The following is a 5,016-nucleotide window of genomic DNA, read 5'->3' as shown; positions in this document are numbered from 1 at the left end:
AAAACAAATGATAGCTAAATTAAAATTTATTCAGAAAAATCAATCCAAACAACAAGTCGGCATAAAAATAATATAAAAAATGAATTAATTAATAATTAACAGTCACTCCAAGCCAGTAAAAATTAAAATCCCTCTCCTAGATTGATCTCCCGACTAGCCATATCATTATATATAAGCACCTCCCATGTGCTAGGCAGTTGTGGTTACAACATTAAGGCGATTGCAGTTATATTTCCGGCCTTGTTGTGTCAGCCTAAGCTGACGCGAGCCCTAATGAACTTCGCTGGCTTATGTCTCGTTACTTGTACGAACTCAGAGTTCGATAATTTTTCAGGTTTAGTACGCCTGGACCTTACCTATTTTGTCATTACTTACGACTAGTTGAGCAATCGCAGGAGACTTACTGATTTTGAGTCCTTAACAGCTACATCGTTTCCGGCTGGTTTAAATACTACTTATCGTGAGGCAGAATAGAGCAAATGGTTCTGGCCATTTTATTGTCCAGCACCGCCGATGCAAGTTTTACTGGCCGCTTTTTAAGGAGTTCTATTACCTAGGGCCCCGCCTGTTCACCTTTTGAGCTTGCGTTTTGCAAAAAATTTATTAACCATACATCCATATTTAATTTAAAAAAATTACAATAAAATATTAGGGAGGAGCAATCTAATTGCCCCCATGAATACTTCAAAAACCCAAATCTTATAAGCCAAGTTTATCTTTAATCCACAACCAAATTTTATTAAACACGCTCTGCTTGGAGTAAATGCGATTATAATGGTCAATTCGGGCTTGTTGCTCTCTATACCTTCCCTCTTGGATTTGCTTTTCAGTCCAAGCGCCGCACCATACTATCTTACCCTTTCTAATATAATAGTGAGATTTACATTCTTTTTGCCAATTACCTACAGAGGGATGTAAAGTTGGCCCCTGCTCAGTTTTAACAATACTCCACTCGTTGACATCTATTGGGGTTCTAATCTTTGCTCCGCATCCACATGCACATAAATGAGATGCCGTACCAAATCTTTCCGAGTAATAAAGGGTATTTGGCTCAAGATCTCTAGGCATACTATCAACTTCAACTAGCTTTATAGTAAAAGTTTTCATGATATTGACTCAGATACAATTTTCAAATCAGATATGTTGAATAATGTATGGTAAAAGTCTTCTTCACTCGAGTAAAATCCTTTATATTGCTTGAATTTTATAACTGCCAAGCAGGCATTCAATGCATTGAGCTCGCCGATTTGAATATTAGTGCGATATAAATTATCCCTTTGTTTAGATAAGTCAGAAAGATTTTTATCCAACACTTCTTGGGCGCTCCCCTCCGGATAGTAAGTAGTTCTTATCATTCCGCTTAAGGTTCCTGATTTCTTAGATAAGCCCATGCCAACATCAATGTAAGGTATTCCTAAACTAATTAATGCTTCAAATATCTCTGCTCTTGACTCCCCATTATCTACACAGACAAAAGCAAAAGTCACTCCCTGTAGTAACTCTAATGATTCTGTACCAATCTTCTGTGTTTTAAGGAAAACTCCATGTCTGAAATTATCATATCGCTCCTGATATACAGTGCTTTTCTTTTTCTTAAACTCGGTATTTTCCGTTTTCCCAGGAGACCTGAAAGCATTATGAATGAAGAAATCGTCGAAATCGAACCCCCTTATTTCCTTGACTGGAGTCTTGACCAAAAAATCAAGAATATAAGAACCAGTGCCCCCTAGCCCTATAATTGCTACAATTTCACTTTTAAATTTATTCGACAACTCAACTATTTCGGCTCTGCTCGTTAAAGTATCTTGGAATTTAAAAACGCTATTTTCTTCTATATCAATTTTATGATTAAAGGTATAAGGATCAACATTGTATAATTCCATAGCTGGTCCAGATATTATTGATGTATAGCTTTCAATTTTTTTAAAAAAATTTTCAAAGTTGCCAGGTACCCCTTTTACATAGGGTTTATTTGAAAATTGTCTTTGAACTATTAAATCTGTACAATTTTCGCTTAATGTTAATGTAGCAGGACGGTCTGCTAAATTCGGGATCAACATGCCGTTTACATCACAAGGAGATTCTCCGGTAAAAAAAACCTGATGATCTTCTTGCATAACAGTTTCTGCGTCTTTATATACGATTTTGCATATAAATGCAGCGTACAATAATTCCTTACTTTCATTTAAGTAAGGAATATCTCTAATTATCAGATAATTACTATCGAAGCTTACCGCATAACCTTTTTCAACTAACAAGTTTAAGTCTTGATTATGACTGACCAGTTTCTGAAACATTGAATTCCATCCCGTTTTTTACATTAATGATAGCGCCTTTAGTGAGAATGCCTTCAGGCTTTACCCCTGGACCTTTTTTATATTTAACAGAATACGTTATTTCAGGGTGGGTAGCGTAATCAGGCACTTCCAATGTGACTACCTCTTCATAACTAATTTCTTTTTTGTACCACTTATGTAAAATTCCTTCTACAAAAATATCAAATGATAAGTCAGGCTTCTTTTTAGTATAAAAGCGTTCAACACTGGGTTGGGTAATATCTATAAGCCTATCATCATTAACTATTTGATCAGCCTCATCCTTATACTCTAAAAATAGATCGAAATCGCTTGAGTTTTTTTTGATAAGTTTCTTTATATCCCCCCCCTGATTGCCCTCGGCCAAACCAAGTTGAGACCATCAACAGTAAAATTATAACTAGCATCGCCTTCTATGATATAAATATCGCTAGGGCTGGAAATATCTATTTTTTCATTAGGCCTTAATTCTTCCAGCTCTAAATTTTTTACCTGCTGATAAACCCTATAATTTTCAACTGGGTGCACACCAAAAACATCAGCCAACTCTCCACCTGTAACTTTGGCATCGTCAAAGGTGAAATCACTAAATTCAAATTTATCATCGGAAATTTTAACAACGTAGTTATTGTTACTCATTTTTCACCTATCTTTTTTAGGAGGAATCATCATTGACTTTTTAAATCGAATTCATGTTTCAATTTATTACCGAAAATTACGACAGTCAAGTAAACATGAAATAATTAAGATTATTTTTATAAGCAATTGTTTTTTAACAATTATTTTTGAAGAATGAAGATTAAAAATCGAATTTCGATTAGTATTTACATCTTGCTGACAAATAATTTTTCTAAGAGAGGATTTAGGTGGGGGTTCGGGCTGCTAAAAATAGACTGCCCTACTCAGTGATAACTTCCTGCATGCCCGGCAGATGCTCATGCCAAATTTTTGCGATCAGATAGCCCATAAGTTCACGTTTTATCGTTGGTTTTAAAGCTTTTTTCGATGACATCTTTCAGTGCCCCATATTCACGACCAAGCTCGGCAAACATCCTTTTGAGACGACGGTTTTCATCCTCAAGGCCTTTCATCTTTTTGATATCAGAGGCTTCCATCCCACTGTACTTAGCTTCCCAGTTGTAGTTCGAGGCCACAGATATGCCTGCTTCACAGCAGAAATACTTGACAGCACGTACGGCTTTGACGTACTTCAAAACGGCGATGATCTGGTGTTCCGTGAATAGGGTTCAACGCATAGCGATGTCCTCAGGGAACATAATCCGGCTGTCGGAAGATCTCTAAAAGTGGATGATTCGTTTTGCAGGGATGCTTAAGGAGGTGCTCATATCATTATATATAACTTGCCATAATAAAATGACACATGCCGTAATAAACGGCATGAAAAAATTAAACTAGTATCTTCTTAAAAACATTTCATGCTGTTCACCAGGATATTTTGGTGTAAGCAAAATATCATTTTCATCACCTAAATACTTATACTCTGTGGAAGAGAATATAAATTGAAAATTAAACTTTTGAGATAACTTCTTCAAATTAAAAATGAAATTATTGATATCTTCGTAATGTATCTCATGCTGTTTAGGCGTATCGAATATTGCAAACATGAACGATTTATTTTCTAATTCAAGCATGCTTTCAATTAATGCACTACGATAAGCAAGTATAGCTCTTACTTTTGTACTTCCTTTGAGTTGCTCTAAAGTTTCAAAACCTAGAACAGGGCTAAAATCTTGCTCAAATGATATATTAAAATCTATGTTTGGGGTTTTTAAAACTTTTAGCCAACTGATGTACTTTTCTCTCAATGTAGATTTAACCCGCGTTAGCCGTGGTATTGACTGTCTATTTTTACCTAACCCCTCCAGTTTATCTAGCGCATTTTCCCGCTTATTAAGCATTTCGACATACTTATCCTCCAAAATTGATATTTTATGTAACTCACTTTTTTCTAACTGTAATTTAAACAACATAGATGTTATTGAAGAAATTGCATCAATTACTGATGAGAGGTCCTCTTCTTCTATGATTCCATTTCTCATAGAGTTGAGGTCTTCGACAGTTTTATTAACATAAGCTATTTCTTGTGTGATTTGATCATATCGTCCTCCATCCAAATTCAAGCTTCTTTCAATATCCTTGATTTGATCTTTAAGATATAAGAGATGTTTTGCATAACTTTCCGAACTACGCGAAAACATTTTACAATCAAGAGACGGACATATTTCTTCAAAAGAACGAAATATTCTTTTAGCTTCTTCGTTAAGGTTTAACGTATTGATCTCTGTATTAATTTCTTTCATTATCTGAACTAATGAAGACTCTCTTCTAGCGATAAAACTCAGTTCTTCGTTTAAATCCCTCAAGTTTTCTTTTTGTCTTCTTATAATTTCATCAATGCTATGAAGGGAATCATTCTTCAATGACTTACTATTTTTCAATACTGAAAGTTCATTTTTTAGATCTATAATTGAATTATCGATAGATTCTATATCTTTATCTTTATTAGCCTCTTTAGCTATTTCAATATCTCTTCTTTGTATAGCTAACGAGTTATCTAGGTATTTAATTTCCTCCATTATATTAATGGATTTTTTCTTAACATCGAAGGAATGTTTTTCGGGCAAAAAGAATACAATTCTAAGCATTTCAGAGAATTGATCTTTTATAAAATTATTTGGTG

General features: G+C 34.7%; 5 protein-coding genes and 1 pseudogene. All 6 read right to left on the bottom strand.

The window, feature by feature from the left end; translation table 11 throughout:
- Nucleotides 1-699: 699 nt before the first annotated feature.
- A complete protein-coding gene (locus tag BVU99_RS24680; protein ID WP_071844519.1) occupies nt 700-1,107 on the bottom strand; it encodes a DUF6527 family protein in 408 nt (135 codons plus the stop codon).
- A complete protein-coding gene (locus BVU99_RS24675; protein WP_047740634.1) occupies nt 1,104-2,297 on the bottom strand; it encodes a ThiF family adenylyltransferase in 1,194 nt (397 codons plus the stop codon). Before BVU99_RS24675 ends, BVU99_RS24680 begins: the two co-directional genes overlap by 4 nt.
- On the bottom strand, nt 2,272-2,682 hold the full coding sequence (locus tag BVU99_RS24670) for a multiubiquitin domain-containing protein (RefSeq protein ID WP_210403916.1): 411 nt from the start codon (nt 2,680-2,682) through the stop codon (nt 2,272-2,274). Before BVU99_RS24670 ends, BVU99_RS24675 begins: the two co-directional genes overlap by 26 nt.
- Nucleotides 2,652-2,954: a multiubiquitin domain-containing protein gene (locus BVU99_RS24665; RefSeq protein ID WP_099817671.1), complete on the bottom strand. Its 303-nt coding sequence runs from the start codon at nt 2,952-2,954 to the stop codon at nt 2,652-2,654. The genes BVU99_RS24670 and BVU99_RS24665 overlap by 31 nt, the downstream gene beginning before the upstream one ends.
- A gap of 246 nt (nt 2,955-3,200) precedes the next feature.
- Nucleotides 3,201-3,541, bottom strand: a pseudogene (locus BVU99_RS24660) (transposase); the annotation flags it as partial.
- Nucleotides 3,542-3,727: 186 nt separating this feature from the next.
- Nucleotides 3,728-5,016, bottom strand: a 1,289-nt coding sequence (locus BVU99_RS24655) for a hypothetical protein (protein WP_099817767.1), incomplete at its 5' end; no start/stop codon positions are given.

The organism is Serratia sp. OLAL2, assembly GCF_002752475.1.
Lineage (GTDB): Bacteria > Pseudomonadota > Gammaproteobacteria > Enterobacterales > Enterobacteriaceae > Serratia > Serratia bockelmannii.
Note: the sequence above shows the minus strand (reverse complement) of the source record. Positions and strands in the feature narration are given on the sequence as shown.

What these genes read in the sequence shown, in the direction of transcription:
- BVU99_RS24665 (WP_099817671.1), bottom strand. Translation starts at nt 2,954, where the DNA reads ATGAGTAACAATAACTACGTTGTTAAAATTTCCGATGATAAATTTGAA.
- BVU99_RS24675 (WP_047740634.1), bottom strand. Translation starts at nt 2,297, where the DNA reads ATGTTTCAGAAACTGGTCAGTCATAATCAAGACTTAAACTTGTTAGTT.
- BVU99_RS24680 (WP_071844519.1), bottom strand. Translation starts at nt 1,107, where the DNA reads ATGAAAACTTTTACTATAAAGCTAGTTGAAGTTGATAGTATGCCTAGA.